This is a genomic window from Sinomonas sp. P10A9 (assembly GCF_041022165.1).
GTDB lineage: Bacteria > Actinomycetota > Actinomycetes > Actinomycetales > Micrococcaceae > Sinomonas > Sinomonas puerhi.
In genome coordinates this window covers 1,193,163-1,211,643 of sequence record NZ_CP163302.1, presented here as the reverse complement: position 1 = coordinate 1,211,643, position 18,481 = coordinate 1,193,163, and the positions used below count along the sequence as shown (strand labels likewise).

At 66.4% G+C, this 18,481-nt stretch carries 24 protein-coding genes; 13 read left to right on the top strand and 11 right to left on the bottom strand.

Annotated elements, in window-relative coordinates:
• Window positions 1-38: 38 nt before the first annotated feature.
• From AB5L97_RS05565 to AB5L97_RS05550, 4 genes are all read left to right on the top strand, one after another.
• Window positions 39-968 (top strand): NaeI family type II restriction endonuclease, encoded by a 930-nt coding sequence (locus AB5L97_RS05565; RefSeq protein ID WP_369046792.1) that lies wholly within the window; start codon window positions 39-41, stop codon window positions 966-968.
• A gap of 224 nt (window positions 969-1,192) precedes the next feature.
• A complete protein-coding gene (locus AB5L97_RS05560) occupies window positions 1,193-2,155 on the top strand; it encodes a DNA cytosine methyltransferase (protein ID WP_369046791.1) in 963 nt (320 codons plus the stop codon).
• 237 nt (window positions 2,156-2,392) lie between these two features.
• A complete protein-coding gene (locus AB5L97_RS05555) occupies window positions 2,393-2,743 on the top strand; it encodes a hypothetical protein (RefSeq protein WP_369046790.1) in 351 nt (116 codons plus the stop codon).
• Between the two features lie 95 nt (window positions 2,744-2,838).
• On the top strand, window positions 2,839-3,492 hold the full coding sequence (locus AB5L97_RS05550) for a DUF3841 domain-containing protein (protein ID WP_369046789.1): 654 nt from the start codon (window positions 2,839-2,841) through the stop codon (window positions 3,490-3,492).
• Window positions 3,493-3,625: 133 nt separating this feature from the next.
• Here AB5L97_RS05550 and AB5L97_RS05545 read toward each other — a convergent pair whose 3' ends face one another.
• Entirely contained in the window at window positions 3,626-3,820 is a 195-nt protein-coding gene (locus AB5L97_RS05545; RefSeq protein ID WP_369046788.1) for a hypothetical protein, read from the bottom strand.
• A complete protein-coding gene (locus AB5L97_RS05540; protein WP_369046787.1) occupies window positions 3,804-4,037 on the bottom strand; it encodes a hypothetical protein in 234 nt (77 codons plus the stop codon). The genes AB5L97_RS05545 and AB5L97_RS05540 overlap by 17 nt, the downstream gene beginning before the upstream one ends.
• A gap of 258 nt (window positions 4,038-4,295) precedes the next feature.
• Here AB5L97_RS05540 and AB5L97_RS05535 point away from each other — a divergent pair, with 258 nt between their 5' ends.
• Window positions 4,296-4,625: a nucleotide pyrophosphohydrolase gene (locus AB5L97_RS05535; protein ID WP_369046786.1), complete on the top strand. Its 330-nt coding sequence runs from the start codon at window positions 4,296-4,298 to the stop codon at window positions 4,623-4,625.
• The gene (locus tag AB5L97_RS05530) at window positions 4,612-6,333 is read left to right on the top strand and encodes a DNA/RNA helicase domain-containing protein (RefSeq protein ID WP_369046785.1); all 1,722 of its coding nucleotides are present in this window, start codon (window positions 4,612-4,614) and stop codon (window positions 6,331-6,333) included. Before AB5L97_RS05535 ends, AB5L97_RS05530 begins: the two co-directional genes overlap by 14 nt.
• A 93-nt stretch (window positions 6,334-6,426) precedes the next feature.
• Here the strand turns inward: AB5L97_RS05530 and AB5L97_RS05525 are convergent, their stop codons facing one another.
• Both AB5L97_RS05525 and AB5L97_RS05520 read right to left on the bottom strand, forming a co-directional pair.
• Window positions 6,427-7,194, bottom strand: a complete 768-nt coding sequence (locus AB5L97_RS05525; protein ID WP_369046784.1) for an HpcH/HpaI aldolase family protein — start codon at window positions 7,192-7,194, stop codon at window positions 6,427-6,429.
• Window positions 7,194-8,123 carry a DUF6282 family protein gene (locus AB5L97_RS05520; RefSeq protein ID WP_369046783.1) on the bottom strand — a complete coding sequence of 310 codons (930 nt, stop codon included), beginning with the start codon at window positions 8,121-8,123 and terminating at the stop codon, window positions 7,194-7,196. The genes AB5L97_RS05525 and AB5L97_RS05520 overlap by 1 nt, the downstream gene beginning before the upstream one ends.
• A gap of 132 nt (window positions 8,124-8,255) precedes the next feature.
• On the opposite strand from AB5L97_RS05520, the gene AB5L97_RS05515 reads away from it, so the two are divergent.
• Genes AB5L97_RS05515 through AB5L97_RS05505 form a run of 3 tightly spaced genes read left to right on the top strand, consistent with a single transcriptional unit; the run spans window position 8,256 to window position 10,830 of the window.
• Entirely contained in the window at window positions 8,256-8,669 is a 414-nt protein-coding gene (locus AB5L97_RS05515; protein WP_369046782.1) for a cupin domain-containing protein, read from the top strand.
• Entirely contained in the window at window positions 8,666-10,039 is a 1,374-nt protein-coding gene (locus AB5L97_RS05510; RefSeq protein ID WP_369046781.1) for an MFS transporter, read from the top strand. Before AB5L97_RS05515 ends, AB5L97_RS05510 begins: the two co-directional genes overlap by 4 nt.
• A 29-nt stretch (window positions 10,040-10,068) precedes the next feature.
• The gene (locus tag AB5L97_RS05505; RefSeq protein ID WP_369046780.1) at window positions 10,069-10,830 is read left to right on the top strand and encodes an IclR family transcriptional regulator; all 762 of its coding nucleotides are present in this window, start codon (window positions 10,069-10,071) and stop codon (window positions 10,828-10,830) included.
• Window positions 10,831-10,917: 87 nt separating this feature from the next.
• Here the strand turns inward: AB5L97_RS05505 and AB5L97_RS05500 are convergent, their stop codons facing one another.
• Complete coding sequence (locus AB5L97_RS05500) at window positions 10,918-11,334, bottom strand: hypothetical protein (RefSeq protein ID WP_369046779.1); 417 nt, start codon at window positions 11,332-11,334, stop codon at window positions 10,918-10,920.
• Window positions 11,335-11,371: 37 nt separating this feature from the next.
• Here AB5L97_RS05500 and AB5L97_RS05495 point away from each other — a divergent pair, with 37 nt between their 5' ends.
• The 3 genes from AB5L97_RS05495 to AB5L97_RS05485 all read left to right on the top strand — a co-directional run bounded on the left by AB5L97_RS05495 (window position 11,372) and on the right by AB5L97_RS05485 (window position 13,495).
• A complete protein-coding gene (locus AB5L97_RS05495; RefSeq protein ID WP_369046778.1) occupies window positions 11,372-11,587 on the top strand; it encodes a hypothetical protein in 216 nt (71 codons plus the stop codon).
• Window positions 11,588-11,590: 3 nt separating this feature from the next.
• On the top strand, window positions 11,591-11,749 hold the full coding sequence (locus tag AB5L97_RS05490) for a hypothetical protein (RefSeq protein WP_369046777.1): 159 nt from the start codon (window positions 11,591-11,593) through the stop codon (window positions 11,747-11,749).
• A 390-nt stretch (window positions 11,750-12,139) separates the two neighbouring features.
• Window positions 12,140-13,495: an MFS transporter gene (locus AB5L97_RS05485; RefSeq protein WP_369046776.1), complete on the top strand. Its 1,356-nt coding sequence runs from the start codon at window positions 12,140-12,142 to the stop codon at window positions 13,493-13,495.
• A gap of 130 nt (window positions 13,496-13,625) precedes the next feature.
• Here AB5L97_RS05485 and AB5L97_RS05480 read toward each other — a convergent pair whose 3' ends face one another.
• Complete coding sequence (locus AB5L97_RS05480) at window positions 13,626-14,210, bottom strand: dihydrofolate reductase family protein (RefSeq protein ID WP_369046775.1); 585 nt, start codon at window positions 14,208-14,210, stop codon at window positions 13,626-13,628.
• Window positions 14,211-14,306: 96 nt separating this feature from the next.
• Complete coding sequence (locus AB5L97_RS05475) at window positions 14,307-14,486, bottom strand: hypothetical protein (protein ID WP_369046774.1); 180 nt, start codon at window positions 14,484-14,486, stop codon at window positions 14,307-14,309.
• Window positions 14,487-14,684: 198 nt separating this feature from the next.
• On the opposite strand from AB5L97_RS05475, the gene AB5L97_RS05470 reads away from it, so the two are divergent.
• Window positions 14,685-15,338, top strand: a complete 654-nt coding sequence (locus AB5L97_RS05470) for a DUF3841 domain-containing protein (RefSeq protein ID WP_369046773.1) — start codon at window positions 14,685-14,687, stop codon at window positions 15,336-15,338.
• 295 nt (window positions 15,339-15,633) lie between these two features.
• On the opposite strand, the gene AB5L97_RS05465 is transcribed toward AB5L97_RS05470, so the two are convergent.
• The 4 genes from AB5L97_RS05465 to AB5L97_RS05450 all read right to left on the bottom strand — a co-directional run bounded on the left by AB5L97_RS05465 (window position 15,634) and on the right by AB5L97_RS05450 (window position 18,478).
• Window positions 15,634-16,203, bottom strand: a complete 570-nt coding sequence (locus AB5L97_RS05465; protein WP_369046772.1) for a hypothetical protein — start codon at window positions 16,201-16,203, stop codon at window positions 15,634-15,636.
• A gap of 315 nt (window positions 16,204-16,518) precedes the next feature.
• A complete protein-coding gene (locus AB5L97_RS05460) occupies window positions 16,519-16,836 on the bottom strand; it encodes a putative quinol monooxygenase (protein WP_369046771.1) in 318 nt (105 codons plus the stop codon).
• Window positions 16,837-16,890: 54 nt separating this feature from the next.
• Complete coding sequence (locus tag AB5L97_RS05455) at window positions 16,891-17,391, bottom strand: DUF1097 domain-containing protein (RefSeq protein WP_369046770.1); 501 nt, start codon at window positions 17,389-17,391, stop codon at window positions 16,891-16,893.
• A gap of 52 nt (window positions 17,392-17,443) precedes the next feature.
• Window positions 17,444-18,478 carry an NAD(P)-dependent alcohol dehydrogenase gene (locus AB5L97_RS05450; RefSeq protein WP_369046769.1) on the bottom strand — a complete coding sequence of 345 codons (1,035 nt, stop codon included), beginning with the start codon at window positions 18,476-18,478 and terminating at the stop codon, window positions 17,444-17,446.
• Window positions 18,479-18,481: the final 3 nt, after the last annotated feature.

Genomic DNA, 18,481 nt, shown 5'->3' with positions numbered 1-18,481 from the left:
TGGAGCACTGGCTCGAATATCGAAAGCACGCTTGAACAATGACGCTATTCGACTCAACAGAGCTAATCGACGAAGAAGTGGAGAACGTAACCGCCGAGCTCCTAGCCCTTGATCCGGATGGGTCTCGCATGGCAAGAGTCTTTCGAGGGACATTCGATCAGCTCTACGACGGACAGCGAACTGGACGCTACAAAATTGAGCAACTATTCAAGACAGAAAAGACTCATTTTGGCACACTGGTAGAGATCAACCTGCAACGCGAGTTAAAATTCAAGGATGGTGATATCTTAGACTTCAAAATAGCCGGAAATGAGGTTGACTGCAAGTACTCGCATACCGGCGCTTGGATGCTGCCCATGGAAAGCTTTGATGAGATCGTGCTAGTCACTCAGGCGGATGATCACCGTTCGACCTGGAGTGCTGGCGTAGTGCGGGTCGCAGAACAGAACCGGAGAACGAGCGTGAATCGAGACAAGAAGACAGGTCTCAATGCCCTCGGCCGTTCAAGGATTAGATGGGTGCACAAGAACGCCAAAATGCCACCCAACACCCTACTCCAGCTCGCCCCGCAGGTTGTTGACAGGATCATGTCCGGACGAACCGGACAGGCACGGCTAAACGAGCTGTTCCGAAGCGCCAAGGATAAACGAATTCCCCGGAACGTTATTGCCACCGTCGCTCAGCAGAACGACTTCATGAAGCGCGTACGAGACAACGGAGGATCACGGGGTGCCCTGCGCTCGGAGGGGATTCTCATTTTGGGTGGCGACTATCGGATCCAAAGAGATCTCGCGGTCGCCCTCGGCTCGGAGGCCCCAGACCCTGGCGAACTGGTCAGCTTCGAAGTGGTACCAGCAGACCCCGGGCTTGGAGTCGAGATCGACGGGAATTGGTGGCGACACTCGAAGCCGGGCGAGCGTGCCACAGTCCCAGCGCCAACCTTGCCCCGCAGCCGAGCGAAACCCTAGTGGGTAGCGAACTGATACCGCACCACAACCGGGCGGGCCAGAGGACGCCTCTGGCCCGCTTGAGCGGCACGGTGCGCAACGGGGCGACCGCAATGTCGGCCGCGTCAGTGGGATGAGACCACCCGCGGCCGCTCGCCCGAGATGCTGGTCACGCGAGGGATGTCGTACCCACCCCCTAGGCTTCAGTCCAGATAGTGTAGGGACAAGGCCAACGGGAGGAACACATGAGTGCGGAGCTCACCTCAGTAGAGATTTGCGCGGGGGCAGGCGGGCAGGCGCTGGGCCTGGAGGTCGCAGGGTTCGGGCACGAGGCCCTTGTTGAGATTGAACAGTCGGCATGTGAGACCCTTCGGCTAAATCGCCCTTCGTGGAACGTCGTAGAACAAGACCTCTTGAACTGGTCAGGAAAGCCCTACGCGGGTGTCGAGCTATTGGCTGGCGGCGTTCCATGCCCTCCCTTTTCCAAGGCGGGAAAGCAACTCGGTGCCGATGACGAGCGAAACCTATTTCCCAAGGCGATCGAACTGGTCGATGAGGTACGCCCGAAAGCTGTCATGCTCGAAAACGTACGTGGCCTTCTCGATGCAGTGTTTGATACCTATCGTGACGACGTCGAAACTCAGCTAACCAAGCTTGGCTATAAACCTGGGTGGCGCCTACTCAACGCCTCCGACTTCGGGGTCTCGCAACTTCGTCCCCGCGTTATATTTGTGGGGATTAGAAAGGACTTGGCCGACGAATTTGAATGGCCAATTCCGAACAACTCAATGCCGCCGACAGTTGGCGAACTGCTCAAGGACCTCATGGCGGCTCGGGGCTGGGAGGGAGCGGATGACTGGGCGGCAAGAGCCAACAGCATCGCACCCACGCTTGTAGGCGGCTCCCGAAAGCACGGAGGCCCGGACCTCGGGCCGACCCGCGCACGCGCCGCATGGGCTGCCCTAGGTGTCGAGGGGCGCACTATTGCCGACGATGCGCCCGAACCTGATCTTGAAGGAATGCCGCGCCTCACGGTTCGCATGGCTGCACGAATTCAAGGCTTTCCCGACACCTGGACAATCCATGGCCGCAAGACGGCCGCATACCGCCAGATCGGCAACGCATTCCCACCCCCAGTTGCGGCGGCTGTCGGTCGCCAGATTCATAAGGCGATTACGCGAAGACGACTTCATGCAATTGCGTCCTGAAACTTATCAAATCGCTTGTGGGTCCTTCGAAACGGCACTTCTAACCCAGTGGCTCTCGTGCCCGGCCCCGGCGGATCCCGAAGGCGGAGTACGCGACTGAGGCGACTGGTAGTCGGGCAGGTTGAGGATCGCTCTGTTAAACACGGCTGCCTCGACGTAGGTTTGAGGTCGTGATCACGGACCGTAATGGATTCTTAGACAGCCCCTTCGCGCGCAACGCTACGAGCTCATTTCGCAATGAACCGTGAAGCACCCGTAAAGGCAGATCGATTGCTCGACCCGGCCCGGAAACTGACCCAGCGGCACATCCGCTCGGCCTCGACGCCGAATGATGAAGTCCGGGTGCTTTACGCGGGTCCCACCCAGCTGCGGGCGACGGCGACCGGCTGGGGCATCGGCGTCGGCCGGCTCGGGTCGATCGTCGGCTCCGCCCTCGGCGGCGTGCTGCTCACGGGGCTCGGCCCGTCCGGCTACTTCGCCGCCCTCGCGGTCCCGCTCGTCGTGGCCGCCGCGGCAACGCTGCTCGTCAAGGCCGCCCGCGCCCAAACCACCGAGGGCGAGCTCGAGGCGGTCGCCGCCGGCCACTGACTCCCTGCCCAGGGTAGACGGACGACGGCGGGTGCGCGCCCGCCGTCGACTGCCCTTCGGCGAGAAATGTCACTCGGTCCACGCACACTACGAAGGTGTCGATTCCCGTCTCCCGTGCCCGCCCTGCAGCCGCTGTCCCGCCCGGCCGCATTCCCTATGATCTGAACGCGCCCGTGATGCTGCTGCACACCATGCAGTCCGGTGATGCGTTCCGCGAGCTCGAATCCACCGGCCACCTCACGGCCGACCCATCCCGAGCTCACTACGACGAGCCGTACTCCTGGATGTATGAGCAGATGAATCGTCGCCTCCCCACCAGTGGGCAGGGAGCGCTCTGGCTCTGGGCGAAGATCCGTCGGGACGATCTCATCCAGAACGTGCGCGACTCGCGCGGAGAAGTGCTCCTGACGTGCCGGATCCCCCGCGAACGTGTCCTCGTGTCGCAGTTCGACGACTGGCATCAGGTGCTCGACGGCTTCCCCAATGTCCTTCCGCTGGCCAGTGAGAGCGACGACGACTACGGCGACCGGCGTGACCGCATCCTCGACGACCTGTGCGGGCGTGCGGAAGCGGCAGGCGCCGCAAACCGGCTCGTCTGGGACTGGCCCGACGCCCTGCGGACCGAGGTCATGGACTCATGGGAGACGATATTGGAGCACTCCAACTATCTGCGGACGCACTACTGGCAGGCCACCGTCCACGAGCTCAGGGCAGATGACGTCGTCGAGGCTGTGTGGATCGAGCGGTAGACCCGGACGTGGTCGACTTCGCCCCGAACTACCTCGCCGCGCTCACCCCTCGCTTCGCAAAGGGGGTGGGGACGACGACGGATGCGCACCCGCCCGGGCCAGGACCCGCAGAAGTGCGTGGTCTCGACTTCGCTCACCCGGAGGGCTGCAGCAGCGAGCTGAACTGCCGCGCCCCGCCCGCGACCATGGTCAGGTCTGAGCCGGCGACGATGTAGCGGTAGCCGCGCGCCACGGCGTCGGCCGCGGCCTCCGCCGAGCCGGCGAAGATCCCCATCGGCACCCCGCGGGCAGCAGCGGCCGCCTCGATCGCCTCAGCGGCGGCCCGCATCGGCGCCGAGTCCAGCTCCTCCGGCGTCCCGAGGTCCACGCAGGTCCACGGGCCCGATGAACGCCACGTCCAGGGCTGCCATCGCGGCGTCGATCCCGTCGGCGTAGTCGGCTGTCTCGAACTGCCCCACCGCCAGCACCGTCGAGTTGGACCGCTCGAAGTGCCCGGCCAGCGTCACGCGCATCCCGTAGTCGGCCCCGGGCTGCGCGAGCGACACCGAGCGGGTGTCCAGCGGGGGGGTACGAGACCAGCTTCCGCAGGTCCCTCCGCCGCGGCCCCCGAGCCGCGGGCGAGCTGGATCCCGGCGGCGCCGGCCTCGAGCAGTCGGTTGATGTCGCCCACGCCCGCGTCCAGCAGGCCGCGGACCATGCGCGCGTAGGCGTCCACCGGCAGCGGGTTGTTCACCTGACCCAGGTCGGAGCCGACGCGTTTGAGCTGGGCTGAAATGTCGCACGCCGTTGATAGCGTGGACTCCGTGAGTCAAGAGGGCATCGAACGCGTTTTAGGGGAGCTCCGCGAGTTTGTCCGTGAGCGAGAGTGGGAGCAGTTTCATTCACCCGAGAATCTCGCGAAGAGTGTTTCGATCGAAGCCGGTGAGTTGCTCGAGTGCTTCCAGTGGGGTCAGCCCAAAGACGTCTCAGGCGTTCGTCACGAGCTGGCCGACGTGCTGACTTATTGCTTGCTCCTCGCGGACAGACTGGGAATGGATCCACTGGAAGTTGTGATCGAGAAGCTCGAGATCACTCGAGCCAAGTACCCAGTCGAGCTGTCGCGGGGACGGAGTACCAAGCATGACCAGCCTTAGGATCGAGCGCCTCGCGCTCGACAGCGAATCGGTCAAGGTCTGGGCAGCCGGGGACGCGCGCCACCGCAACTGGCCGGTGGTCTACACGCTGAACAACGAGAGCAGCATCTACATCGGCGAGTCGCTGAACGCAGCAACCCGGATGAACCAGCACATCGCCAACGGTCGTGGCAGCCTCAACGCCGTTCGCGTCGTCGTGGATGACCGCTTCAACAAGTCGGCATGTCTCGATCTCGAGTCCTACCTCATCCGGTTCTTCGCAGGCGACGGCAGATTCACTGTGGAGAACCGCAACGAGGGCGTCACCGATGCCGCCTACTACGACCGGGGCCATTACCAGCAAACGTTCGACCAAGTCTTCGAGACCCTCCGCAAGGAGGGCATGTTCAGCCAAACGATTCCTCAGATCGTCAACAGCGACCTCTTCAAGCTCTCTCCATTCAAGGCGCTGACGCAAGACCAGGCAGGCGCAGTCAACGACATCTTGGAGGGCCTCTTCGAGGACCTCGAGAATGGTCGGCCGAGCACTATCGTCATCCAAGGCGACCCCGGCACGGGCAAGACCATCGTTGCGATCTACCTCATGAAGCTGCTCAGCGACATCCGATCGCACCACAACGAAGACCTCGTCGAGAGTGACTCGATCTTCGCCGAGTACTTTCTGGAGGGGTACCCCGAGCTGCTCCGCGACTTCCGCGTGGCACTCGTGGTACCTCAGCAGTCCCTGCGCCAGTCAATTCAGAACGTCTTCGCAAAGACTCCCGGGCTGGGAAAGGGAATGGTCATCTCGCAGTTCGACGTCGGCTTCAGCGAAACACCATACGATCTGCTGATCGTCGACGAGGCTCACAGGCTCTCGCAACGCGCGAACCAGTCCTCAGGTGTGCGGAACAGGGATTTCCAGAGAATCAACGAGCGTCTATTCGGGTCGGACGACAACGCCCTGACCCAGCTCGATTGGATCAAGAAGCAGAGCACCCACCAGATCTTCCTGGTCGACGCCGCCCAAAGTGTTCGTCCCGCTGATCTGCCCAGAGAGCGCTTGAAATCTCTGCTCTCAGAGGCGAAGGACGACCACCGCCTGTACCCGCTGCTGACCCAGATGCGCCTTCAGGCTGGTGAGGACTACGTAACCTACGTCAGGTCGATGCTCACTGAATCCGCGCCTCAGCCTCAGCGGTTCGGCGAGTACGAGTTCGCGTTATACGACGATTTGAAGGAAATGCTCGCGAAGATTCGCGAGAAGGAACAGGAGTCAAAGCTGGCGAGACTCGTAGCTGGCTATGCCTGGCCGTGGGTGAGCAAGAAGCACCCGAAGGCCTACGACATTGAGATCGATGACTGCCGCCTCCGCTGGAACTCCACGGACCGCGACTGGATCAACTCCCCGAAGTCGGTCAATGAAGTCGGCTCAATTCACACCGTACAGGGGTATGACCTCAACTACGCCGGCGTGATCATCGGACCAGAACTCAAGTACAACCGGTCACTGCAGCGCATCGTCGTCGACCGCAGCAACTATCACGATAAGAAGGGCAAAGAGAACAACCCTCGTCTCGGTATCGTGTATTCAGACCAGCAACTGCTGGAGTACATCGTCAACATCTACGGCGTTCTGCTGACCCGTGGAATGCGGGGCACCTACGTCTACGTCTGCGATCCCGCCCTTCGCACCTATCTGAGTCGGTTCATCCCTCGCGCCATGTGACTGCCGAGCCCGGCCCCCCCAAGAGCCGGGCACCCGCCGTCGCCGGAGGTTTCGACTCCGCTTCGCTTCGCTCAACCACCGGAGTGACTCCGCTCAGCCACCAACCGTCTGCAGCAACCCGCTGAACTGCCTCGCCCCGCCCGCGAGCATCGTCAGGTCCGAGCCGGCGACGATGTAGCGGTAGCCGCGCGCCACGGCGTCGGCCGCGGCCTCCGCCGAGCCTGCGAAGATGCCCATCGGCACCCTGCGCGCGGCAGCGGCCGCCTCGATGGCGGCAACGGCGGCCCGCATGGGCTCCGAGTCCTGCTCCCCCGGCGTGCCCAGATCCACCGAGAGGTCCACGGGCCCGATGAACGCCACGTCCAGGGCTGCCATCGCGGCGTCGATCCCGTCGGCGTAGTCGGCGGTCTCGAACTGCCCCACCGCGAGCACGGTCGAGTTGGACCGCTCGAAGTGCTCTGCCAGGGAGACGCCCATCCCGTAGTCCGCCGCCGGCTGCGCGAGCGAGACGGACCGGGTCCCGAGCGGCGGGTACGAGACCAGCTTCCGCAGGGAGCCCGCCTCGGCCCCCGAGCCGCGCGCGAGCTGGATCCCCGCCGCCCCGGCCTCGAGAAGGCGGTTAATGTCGCCCCGGTCCAAGGATGGGACCCGCACTAGGACCGGCAGCCCGCGCGCCCGGCCGGCCCGCACGACGTCGCACGCCTCCCCCACCGACATCTGCGAGTGCTCGTAGTCGCAGACCACAAAGTCGAAGCCGGAGAGGGCCAGGATGTCCACGATCTCGAACCGCGGGATCTTCAGGAAGGTGCCGAGGACGGGGCGCTCGGCCATAAGCTCGCGCAGGGACGTAGGCAGGGACATCAGATCCCCAGCAGCTCGGCGGGGTTGTCGGCGATGAGCCGGCGGACGTCCTCCTTGGACACGCCAGCGTCCAGCAGACCGCGGACCATGCGCGCGTAGGCGTCCACCGGCAGCGGGTTGTTCGCCTGCCCCAGGTCCGAGCCCAGCAGCGTGTTCTCCACGCCGGCGGCCCTGACGAAGCCGAGCAGGGTGTCGAGGCCCCACTGGTAGAACGAGGTGCGGTCATCGTACTGGCAGACCGAGTGCTCGATCCGCGCCCCGAGTGCGACCCAGCGGCGCACGCGCTCCGGCTCGGCGCCGATGACGAAGTTCGGGTGGTTCACGAGGATGCGCTTGATCCCCATCGACGAGGCCTGCTCGATGAGCCGCTCCGTCTGGTCCGCGTCGAGGTGGCCGCAGGACATGATCGCGTCGTGGGCCTTGATGACCTCGAGGATGTCGAGGGCCTCGGGCTTGATCGCGCCCTCGGCGTCGAGGATGCCGATCTCCGTGGTGTGGCGGAGGCCCAGGTTGTTGGTGGGGAAGCGCATGTTCTGGCCCTCGGCCTCGTGCACGCAGATGTGGGCGTGCGAGGAGATGGTCGGGAACCAGACCATCCGGCCGCCCTGGGCGAGGGCCAGCTCGGCGGCGTACGGGTTGAGCCCGCCCACGTAGTTGTTGAGGGCCACGCCGGAGACCACCGGGATCGGCAGGCCGCCGAGTGCCTCGGACGCAGCGCGGATGTCCGTGACCATCGAGTGGTGGTGGCTCTTGACCAGGATGGCCCGGAACCCGGCCTCGTGCGCCTGCCACGCGGCCTCCGCGATGGACAGCCGGCGCGGGAACGGCGAGGGGCTCGGGTGGACGTGGAGGTCGACTGCGCCGTCCAGGATGGCGGCAACCTCCGGGTCCTCGAGGGTGACGGGCTCATGGCCTTCGGGCTTCAGCATCGTTGCTGTCCTTTCCGTGGATTCCGCGCCCTCAAGGGGCATTGACAGTGACCGTGGTCACGATGCTACGCTCGTTCCACATTGCGCACAAGCCGTTCCGAATTTCGGAACACGAGGTCAAAGGAGATCGCGGTGTCCCTCAACGAATCGCTCTACTCGGAGGTCGTCAGCTTCGACGACGTCCCGCTCGAAGTCGCCCGGCCGGGCATCACCCGCAAGGCCTATGCCACAGACGAGGTCATGATCGTGTGGAACAAGGTGGAGAAGGGCCTCGAGCTCCGTCCCCACTCGCACGAGGACTTCGACCAGCTCGTATTCATCCTCGAGGGCGAGGCCGACTACTACGTCGACGGCGTGGCCCACCACATGGGCCCGCGCGACCTCATGCTCGTGGAGCGCGGCAAGGAGCACTACATCGACGTGACCTCCGGCCCGTGCGTGAACCTGGACATCTTCGTCCCGCCGCGCGCCGACTACGCCCACCTCACCGCGTGGGTGGCCAACCTGGCCGCCAAGGAACCCCTCACCCTGGGCGGGCGGGCATGACCGCGCCTGCCCTGAACAGCCACACTGGGGCTGTGGGCACGACGGCGAGCGGCCACGAGCGCCGCGCAGTGGTCGGCGCGAGCGCCGGCTTCTTCATCGACATGTTCGACATCTACCTGCCCGTGATCGCGCTCGCCCCCGCCATGGCCTTCTTCACCCCTGGCTCGATCGATGCGGCCACGACCGCGATCCTCGGCGGCCTCGTCTTCGCCTCCACCCTCGTGGCCCGCCCGCTCGGATCGGTGATCTTCGGCTGGCTCGGGGACAAGGTGGGGCGCAAGAAGGCGACCGTTGTCGCCGTCGCCGGGGCCGGCGTGGCGACCGGGCTCATCGCCGCGCTGCCCGGATACCAGACGGTCGGAATCGGCGGCGTCGTCGCACTGATCGTGCTGCGGTTCATTGGCGGGGTCTTCCTCGGCGGCGAGTACACTGGCGCGGTCCCGCTCGCGATGGAGCACTCGGCCAAGCGCAACCGCGGCCGCAACGCCGGACTCATCGCGCTTGGCTTCCCGTCCTCCTACGTGGCCATCTCGGCCCTGACCCTGCTGGTCCTCACGTTCGCGCCGGCCGGCAGCCCGGCGTCGGCCTACTCGCAGTGGGGCTGGCGGATCGCGTTCATCGTCGGCGCAGTCATCTCCATCGGCTTCGCGATCGCCTACGCCCGCGGCGTCGAGGAGAGCCCGGCCTGGGAGAACACCTCGGCCAAGCGGGTCAACCCGTTCAAGGAGCTCCTCGCCGGCTCCAACCGCAAGCCGCTCGCCCAGGCGTTCCTGCTCATGACCGGCGTCTGGTTCTCCTCGAACGCCTCGATTGTCATCCTGCCGCCTACCATCGCGTCCACCACCGGGCTCAGCGCGGTGCAGACCTCGACGCTGATGATCGTCGCGTTCGCGGTGGTCTCCGTGGCGTACCCGCTGTTCGGGATGCTCTCGCAGCGGATCGGCCGCCGGGCGTTCTTCGTCCTGTGCGGCGTGGGCTCCCTGCTGGCGATCCCGCTGTTCGTTCTCTTCGCCTCCGGCGCGGTCAAGGGCTTCTGGGCCGCCACCGTTGCGGTCACGGCGATCGCGCTCCTCGGCATCCCTGCCTTCGGGGCCATCGGGGCGTACATTTCCGAGCGGTTCCCCGTGGAGATCCGGGCAACCGGCTACGGCGTCGGCTACTCCCTGGCGCTCATCATCCCCTCGTTCTACGCGTTCTACATGGCAGCGCTCGCCGGGATTATGCCGCTCAAGCTCACCCCGGTGGTGCTGCTCGCCGTCGGCGGAATCTGCCTCATCGCCGGAGCTCTGTGGGGCCCCGAGACCAAGGAGAGGAACCTCGCCGAGCACACGCTCGCCGTCGAGCAGCAGCCGCGACCGCCGCGGCCGTGAGGGGCGGCGCAACGGCTAGAGTGTGGGCTATGCCAACGGAGAGGGACGACGCCGCGCCGTCCGGCGGCCTGCAGGTGGTGAGCCGCAGCGCTCAGATCCTGCGGATGTTCAGCTCGGACCGCACCGAGGTGCGCATCAACGACGTCGCCGAGGAGCTGCGGATCGGGCGGACCTCCGCCCACCGCTACCTCCAGTCCCTCGCCTCCGAGGGGTTCCTGCAGCGGGTCAATGACAACGACTACCGGCCCGGGCCGCTCATCATGGGCATCGCCGCGTCTATGCTCACCGGGCCCAAGATCGTCGACGTCGCCGAGCCGCTCCTCGCGACGCTCGCCGAGCACACCGGCCAGACCGCGGTCCTCGGGCTGTGGACCGGATCCAGCGCTGTGGCGGTCGCGTCCAAGGAGCCGGCCGGGAAGTCCGTTAACATGACGGTGCGGATCGGGGCCCCGCTCGGCCCGCAGTCCGCGCAGGGGCTCGCGTTCCTGGCGTGGGGCTCGGCGGCCGTGCGCGAGCGGACCCTCGCGAGGCTGGGCGCTACGCGCGGCGAAGTCGAGCGGAAGCTCGGCGAGGCGCTTGCCTCGGGGTTCACGGTGAGCGAGGCGGTGATCGACGGCGTTGCGGCGGTCGCCGCGCCGGTCTTCGACGCCGGCGGGAGCATCATCGCGACGTTCGCCCTCGTTGCCCCGGTGGGAGTCCTCGACATAGCGCCGGACGGCCGAGACATCACCGACCTGAAGGCCTCCGCGGCTGCGCTCTCGGGACTGCTCGGGGCGTCGACCGCGGCGTAGATTTGCAGCTTGACGCACGACGCCGGTGACTCGCCCACGTGGGGCGGGTCACCGGTGTCGCGCTGTCGCTGTTGGGGGCGGTTGGGTCTACTGTCGCCAGCGGTACCGAGTGCCTCCAGCGTCCTTGGTGCAGAACACTGTCAATCCGGTTGACGTGTGCCCAACGGCTCCCGCCTCGGACGACCTGCAGAACGCACCGGCAGTCACGGAGCCAGCCAAACTCTGCTGTTGAGATTGCTGCTGCACCTGTTGTGCAGCCTGTTCCTGCGCTTGTTGGGCCGCTTGCTGCTGCGCCTGTTGTGCAGCCTGCTGCTGTGCCGCTTCCGCATCAGCCGCGGCCTTTGCATCGGCCGCGGCTCTCGCGTCGGCAGCAACCTTCTCTGCGGCAAGATCGGAGGCGAGCTTGTCGGTCTCTGCCTTGGTCATCCAGACCGCGACCCCGGCGCGGTTCTTCGTGCACGACAGATCCGGCCCGGCCAAGGTGTAGCGCTCCCCTTCGTTCACACACGCATCTCCATCGACATAGAGCGCTGCCAGGACGGTGACGGTAGGAGTCGGGCAGCCTATCGTAATCGTCGCCGAAGCAGAGCCCGAAGCCGAAAGCGTCGCCGAAGCCGAAGGCGAAGGAGACGGCGCAGAACTTGAGCCGGTCGGAGCCGGCGAGGCCTTGACCGTCACCGTCGTGGTCGGCGCCGGAGATGGACATGCGGGCGTCGCAGTCGCGCTCGACGTCGCGGATGTCGCGTTCCCGACCTGAGCCGTGGGACTCGCCGAGCATCCCGCCAAGGCGATGGCGCTCAGCGCCACCGCAACCAACATCTTCTTCATTCTGATCCCCCAATTAAAAGGCTTCGCGCACCACGGTCAAACGGTGTCCTGGACACGCGCGGATGCGTCTTTGCAAAGAAGATCCCTTTGAACTTGCAAAATCACCGTGGCGGAGCCGATGCCCTTCAATAGCAGCAATTGGCCTTTCGCCCCCTGGATCAAGTGGTTCTTCCTATTACGCGGTGGAAGACCGAGAACACCATCTACGCGGTATGAACACATTCTGAACGCGAGCGGACGACGGCGGGCGCCCACCCGCCGTCGTCCGCTCACTCGGCTCCACCAGTGACTAGGCATCGAAACCGTCGGCAGCAAGGGCAAGGAGCCCGACTGCAGCGGGCCGCAGATCCATTCTTCGCACGTATCAATCCGCCGAAAACAGATATTTCCCCGCGCCCCCGGCCCCCGCATAGCCTCGCACAGCAGGCCAAACCCGGGGGACGGCGTCGTCCTCCGCGCCCCCCGCTGTGAGGAGTCAACGATGACAAAACAGACCTTGAGCGTCCAGGACGCTATGGACCATTCGCGCATGGGGCCGTGGCGATGGGCCGCCGTAGCCCTGTGCTTCGTGGTTGCGCTGCTCGACGGGTTCGACACGCAGTCGATCGCATTCATCGGCACCGCCATCGCCGGGGAGTTCAAGCTCAGCGCCACGGACATGACGTGGGTCATCACCGCAAGCACCGTCGGCATGGCCGTGGGTGCCATGACGCTCGGCACCTTCGGGGACCGGATAGGCCGCAAGCGCACGATCCTCGTGGCCCTCGCCCTCTTCGGCGCGTTCTCGCTCGCAGGGGCATTCGCCAGCAGCGCGTGGCAGGTGGTAGCGCTGCGCTTCCTCATCGGCCTTGGCATGGGCGGCGCCACTCCGGCGCTGCTCGCCCTCACGGCCGAGTTCAGCCCCCGCAGGCGCCGCGGCTTCCTCATGACGCTTGTGCTCCTCGGCCTCCCCGGAGGGGCGATGATCGGCGGCCTCGTCGCCGCGGCCTGGTTGCCGAGCGTCGGCTGGCGCGGCATCTTCCTCATCGGCGGAGCACTCCCCGTGGTGCTCCTGGCCGCTGCAGTCGCGCTCCTGCCCGAGTCGCCCGCCTTCCTCGTCGCCAGAGGAACGCCCGAGGCCGACCGGCGCGCCCGCGCGCTCATCGCCCGCGCCACCGGGCAGACCGTGCCGGACGGCACCGCGCTCACGGTCGAGAACTCCGGCGAGAAGCGCGGCTCCGTCGCGGCGCTCTTCTCCCCCGCCTACCGCACCGTGACCGTAGCGGTCTGGGCCACCTACCTGTTCAACTGGATCGCCTGGTACCTGCTGCTCCTCTGGATGCCGACTGCACTCAAGAGCCTCGGCCTCGACGCCAGCACCGCGGCACTCGGCACTGTCACGGTCAACGGCGCCTTCATCCTGTTCGCGATCCCACTCTCTGCCGTCCTCCCACGCGTCAACGCGCGCACCCTCCTGCTCGGCATGTTCGGCGCTGGCATCCTCGTCGCCCTCGGACTCGGCGCGTCCGGGACGAACTTCGGCCTCGTGTTCACGCTCATCGGGGTCGCCGGATTCGGCATCGGCGGCCAGCAGCTCGCCCTGAACTACCTCATCGCCAACGCCTACCCCACCCAGCTGCGCGCGACGGCGACCGGCTGGGGCATCGGCGTCGGCCGGCTAGGGTCGATCGTCGGCTCCGCCCTCGGCGGCGTGTTGCTCACGGGGCTCGGCCCGTCAGGCTACTTCGCCGCCCTCGCGGTCCCGCTCGTCGTGGCCGCCGCGGCAACGCTGCTTGTCAAGGCAGCCCGCACCCAAACCACAGACGGCGAGCTCGAGGCCGTCGTCGCCAGCCACTGACTCCCCACCCCTGGTAGGGGGACGACGGCGGGTGCGCACCCGCCGTCGTCCGCAGAGGGCCGTGGATCTGCAGGGCCTCCCGCCGTCGCCCATCAGGCCCGACAGGTATGGTCGGACGCCTGTACCGCCCCTACCGCGGCCGCGGGGAGTGCAACTGCGGGGTATAGATCAGCTGCTCGGTGCGCCCATCGAGGGTCCGCGTTTCCAGCAGGTCGAGGTCGAAGTCGGAGGCACCGCCGAAGACGGGCGCCCGGCCGGTGATCCCCGTGATGACGGGGAAGATGGTCACCTGAAGGCGGTCCACGAGACCGGCGGCCATGAGCGCATGGTTCATCCTCAGGCTGCCGTGGGATCGGAGCGGGATGTCGGATTCCTCCTTGAGCCGTGCGACGACGTCGACAGCGTCACCGCGCATGAGCGTGGTGTTCGGCCAGGGAAGAGGCTCGTCCGGGGTCATCGACCGCGAGACGACGACCTTGCGCATGGCGCTCATCCGCGTGGTCCAGACGTCGCCGAATTCCTCACCTGAGAGGAAGAAGCCGGAGAACATGCGGTACGTGTCCGGGCCGAACACCATGAGCTGTTCCTCGCCGAAGAGGTCGGCACGGTGCTCGAGGAGTTCGGGGCCCTGCTTGCCCCAGTACCCCGTCCACTCGTCCGTCGCGGAGCCGAACCCGTCGAGTGAGCTGAAGACATCGAAGGTGTAGGTCGCCATGCGTCCGACCGTACGCGCCCCATCACCGGGTCGATAGCCCCCGCGCCAAGAAGCTGGACACGCCACACGATCCCCGGAACCGCGCTGCGCAGCGCCCTACCGACCGGCCAAGGGCCTGGTTCCGATCGACAGCAGAACGAAGGTGGCGACGAGCACGGGAAGCGCGATGAGGTGGTAGGCGACGTCGCCCGGTTCGCCCCCGAGGAGGGTGAACGTCAGCCCGACGATGAAGCCGGTGGCGATCTGTACCGCCAGGCTGGCGGCCTCGAGGATCATGAGAGCTGCCAGTACGCGGCGCGCACGGTCCGAGGCGAAGGCGGGGTGGATGCCATTGTGATCTCCTGATCGATGCCGGCAATCCCAGAATAGGCGCGTCTACGACACCAGCGGAGAGGCCGCGGAACCATGGACTGTGCACCGGCCGTCGTCCGCTCTCCGGCGAGAAATGTCACCCCGTCCCCGCACACTACGAAGGTGTCGATTCCTGTCTCCCGCGCCCGCCCTGCGGCAGCTGTCCCGCCCGGCCGCATTCCCTATGATCTGAACGCGCCCGTGATGCTGCTGCACACCATGCAGTCCGGTGAGGCGTTCCGCGAACTCGAATCCACCGGCCACCTCACGGCCGACCCATCCCGAGCGCACTACGCCGAGCCGTATGCCTGGATGTACGAGCAGATGAACCGTCGCCTCCCGACCAGGGGCCAGGGAGCGCTCTGGCTCTGGGCGAAGATCCGTCGGGACGATCTCATCCAGAACGTGCGCGACTCGTGCGGCGAAGTGCTCCTGACGTGCCGGATCCCCCGCGAACGTGTCCTCGTGTCGCAGTTCGACGACTGGCATCAGGTGCTCGACGGCTTCCCCAATGTCCTTCCGCTGGCCGGTGAGAGCGACGACGACTACGGCGACCGGCGTGACCGCATCCTCGACGACCTGTACGGGCGTGCGGAGGCGGCAGGCGCCGCGAACCGGCTCGTCTGGGACTGGCCCGACGCGCTCCGGTCCGAGGTCATGGACTCGTGGGAGACTATCTTCGACCCTGCCAACTATCCGCGGACGCACTACTGGCAGGCCACCGTGCACGAGCTCAGCGCTGACGACGTCATCGAGGCCGTGTGGATCGAACGGTAGGCCCGGACGTGGTCGACTTCGCCCCGAACCACCTCGCCGCGCTGACCTCTCGCTTCGCAAAGGAGGTGGCCAGCAGCTCGCCCTGAAGCGCCATCGTCCGGCACCGCGGCAGCCATCGAAGGCGAGAGCGAAGCGGCGGTCTCCGGGTACTGAACAAGTGGGCGCGTCACCGGCGAAGACGGGCCGCCCCCTGAATGCCGCGGCCTGTCCGGCCACTGACGGACGGCGCCGGTGACTCGCCTCGCGGAGGCGAGTCACCGGCGCCGGAGTCAGTCGGCCTCCGGATCGGGGTCGGTCAGTCGTCCTGGCCCGGCACGACGCATGCGTCGCCGATGAAGGCCCCCGCGAATGCGGGAGCACCGAGCGCCTGAGCCGCGGTGGACGTCAGGGTCAGCCCGGCGGCCGTCCCGGCACAGGCCGGAATGTGACCGTTGATGGGCCGGACCGCACCGAGCGCGAACAGGTCTACCCGGCCCGGGAGGCGGTTCCCGTTCAGGACCCCCTTGGCATCTAGGAGACCGGTGGAGAGGTTGATGTCAAAGCGGGTCAAACGCAGGTCGCCGCCACCCAGCGGCGTGAACTCAAGGCCTCCCGAATGCTCGATGACGCCGTCTTCAACATCGGTGATGGGGAAGGCCACCTGCGCTACCCCCGCTGGAGCGCTCAGCTCGCCGGGCGCGATCGCCCTGACTTTAAGGGCGTTGACCAGCACCGGCACGAGGGTCGGGTTCAGCACCACAGTCGTGGCCCCGCCCTCGGGAGCCGGAGCACCGTGGTCGTCGGCCTGAGCTGCGGGCGCGAGGAGAACAGAGGACATCAGTGCTGCGGCAGACACCGCGGCGGCGACGAGTCGACGAGTGCGCATTGATCTACTCCAAGTGGCTAGGGGCCTCGGGTGGCCTCGGCTTTGATCGGTCAGGCAGCCCATTGACGAAACCCATGATAGAAGTCTCGCTTTTCGAGTATCTCGGCTGTCGAGAAATATCATGGGCCACGACGGGCGATCATCGCAACCCCTTACCGTCACCTGATGGGTGCCCGGACTAGGGAGCACGGGCGGAAGAGGCCATCCTGGGCACACTGAGTTAGCCCACGCGACGCGGGCAGGCGAGCCACACCGAACGGCGAGCGGACGACGGCGGGCTCGCACCCGCCGTCGTCCGCTCCCCGCAGTTGACGCTCACCTCACGGCGAGCTCCCCCAATTCGGACCAGCCGTCAACCTTGACATTGATGATGTCCGGCGTCCGGGAAAGGTAAGCGGGCAATTCCTCGGTGGCCTTCTTGAAGTGCTCGGACTTCACGTGCTCGCCGCCGGCCTCGTCATCGCGGAAGGCCTCGAGCAGCACGTACGTGCTCGGGTCCGCGAGGGAGCGCGACCATTCGAAGAACAGGCAGCCGTCCTCGGCGTTGGTAGCCTCCGTGAAATCCTTGGCGATTTCAGGCCACGCGTCAGCGTGCTCGGGCTTGACGGGGAATTTCGCGCTGATGTATATCATGCTCTCCTCCTGAGGGAGTGGATCCTGAACGGATTGATTGGGCAAAGGCTTTGGTCAGCCAGCGGGCGCGGAGGTGGCTTGCTCATCACCAGCGGAGGCGAGAGCAGAACGGTCCACGAGCCGCTGGATTCGCTCGCCGAGGACCGCGGACGCCCATCCGAGCGCAGCGCCGAGGGCCAGAGCCAACACCGTGGGCCAGAAGGCCAAGCCGGTGCCGAAGAAGGCAGCGGTCCCGGCGAAGGCGCCAGGGATGAAGGACAGCGGCCGCCAGCCTGCCTGCAGGCACATGGCGAGGGCGATCACTCCGACGGCGATCGCGAGCGCGCCGGGGAAGGCGGCCACGCCCACGAAAAGCCCGACGAGCCACCCGTACACAGCCCCCGAGATGTTGGCCGCAAGCCCCTTCCGGAAGCCCCCGAATCCGGCCCCGGCAGCGTAGAAGCAAGCCCAGGCAACGAACCCGACCCAGGTGACGAAGCCCAGCTGGACGCTGAGCTCGGTCCAGATCGCGGCGAGCACCCCGATGGAGATGCCGACGCCGATGAATGGCCTCATGCGAGGCTCCTTTCAGTCTGTGAGAACAGGTCCCTGCGCGCGACGCGCGCGGTCACGGGACGAGGATGGCCCGGCCGCGGACCTTCCCGGCGTCGAGGTCGGAGATGGCTTGCTGGAAGTCATCGAGCTTGTACTTCTGGGTGTGCAGGGTGACGGCGCCGCGGGCCGCAAGCGCCATGAGGTCCTGCAGGTCGTTGTACGAGCCCACAAGGTTGCCGATGATGTTGATCTCGGTGGAGATGATGTCGATCGTCGGGATGTCGATGTTCTCCCCGTAGCCCACCACGTAGTAGTCACCGGCACGGCGGAGCATGCGCACACCCTCGGCGGTCGCCCCGCCCTCGCCGACAAAGTCGATGAGCGCCTCGGCGCCGTGGCCTCCGGTGAGCTCGAGCACCCTCTCGACCTGGGTGCCGTCGGCGAGCACGCCCGCGTCGGCCCCGACCGACTTCGCCAGCTCGAGCGCAGCCGGGTTGCGGTCCACCACCACGATCCCGGCGGGCGTGAGCGACTTGAGGACCTGGATGCCGATGTGCCCTAGACCACCGGCGCCGATGACCACGCACGTGTCCCGCGGGGTGAGCCGCTTCGCCGCCTTCGCGGCCGCGTGGTAGGCGGTCAGGCCGGCGTCGGCGAGCGCGGCGACGTCGGCGGGCTCGAGCGCGTCGTCGATCTTCACGGTGGAGCGCGCGGACGTGAGCAGGTACTCCGCGTAGCCGCCATTCGTGTCGATGCCCGGGAACTGGTTGTTCTCGCAGTGCACGTCGTCGCCCGAGCGGCAGGCCCGACACAGGCCGCACGTGATGAGCGGGTGCAGAATCACCTTGTCGCCCACCTTGACGTTCGTCACCGCGCTGCCGACGGCGTGCACCCACCCCGCGTTCTCGTGCCCGATCGTGTAGGGCAGCTCGACCTGGGACTTCTCGGCCCACTGTCCCTCGAGGATATGCAGGTCTGTACGGCACACCCCCGCTCCCCCGATCCGTACGACGACGTCCAACGGCCCCTTCGCCTCGGGCATGGGGACCTCGGCCATCTTGAGGTCCTGATGGTAGCGGACAACCTGGACGGCTCTCATGGTGCTCATGGT